Annotated in this window: 1 rRNA gene; it reads left to right on the forward strand. The window is 55.1% G+C overall.

The annotated features are described in order from the left end of the window. Window positions 1–60: 60 nt before the first annotated feature. Window positions 61–1,013: ribosomal RNA gene (locus tag ABZ444_RS51450) — 23S ribosomal RNA — on the forward strand; the annotation flags it as partial.

The following is a 1,013-nucleotide window of genomic DNA, read 5'->3' on the forward strand; positions in this document are numbered from 1 at the left end:
GCTTGGAGCTGGTTGCTGTTTGTTGTTTGAGATTTGCATAGTGGACGCGAGCATCTTTGTGGCCAAGTTTTTTAGGGCACACGGTGGATGCCTTGGCATCAGGAGCCGATGAAGGACGTGGGAGGCTGCGTTAAGCCTCGGGGAGTCGCCAACCAGACGTTGATCCGGGGATGTCCGAATGGGGAAACCCAGCACCAGTCATGTGGTGTTGCCTCCGCCTGAATGTATAGGGCGGTTGGTGGTAACGCGGGGAAGTGAAACATCTCAGTACCCGTAGGAAGAGAAAACAACAGTGATTCCGTGAGTAGTGGTGAGCGAAAGCGGATGAGGCTAAACCGGGCGTGTGTGATAGCCGGCAGGCGTTGCATGTCCGGGGTCGTGGGACCCTCTGGTGGTTTCTGCCGAAGCCACAAGAAGTGATAAACCTTTGAGGTAGTCGAAAGCTCTGGGAAGGGCTGCCGTAGACCGTGAGAGCCGGGTAGGCGAAATCTTGAAGGCTTCTTGAGGGGATCCCAAGTAGCACGGGGCCCGAGAAATCCTGTGTGAATCTGCCAGGACCACCTGGTAAGCCTAAATACTCCCTGATGACCGATAGTGCACGAGTACCGTGAGGGAAAGGTGAAAAGTGCCCCGGTGAGGGGTCGTGAAATAGTACCTGAAACCGTGTGCCTACAAGCCGTAGGAGCTTACAGGAGCTTGTCTTCTGTGTGATGTGACTGCGTGCCTTTTGAAGAATGAGCCTGCGAGTTATGGTGTGTGGCGAGGTTAACCCGTGTGGGGGAGCCGTAGCGAAAGCGAGTCTGAATAGGGCGTTTGAGTCGCATGCTGTAGACCCGAAGCGGAGTGATCTACGCATGGGCAGGTTGAAGCTCAGGTAAGACTGGGTGGAGGACCGAACCCACCAGGGTTGAAAACCTGGGGGATGACCTGTGTGTAGGGGTGAAAGGCCAATCAAACTCCGTGATAGCTGGTTCTCCCCGAAATGCATTTAGGTGCAGCGTCGCGTGTTTCTT

It is taken from the genome of Nonomuraea sp. NPDC005730 (assembly GCF_040630865.1).
Taxonomy (GTDB): Bacteria; Actinomycetota; Actinomycetes; order Streptosporangiales; family Streptosporangiaceae; genus Nonomuraea.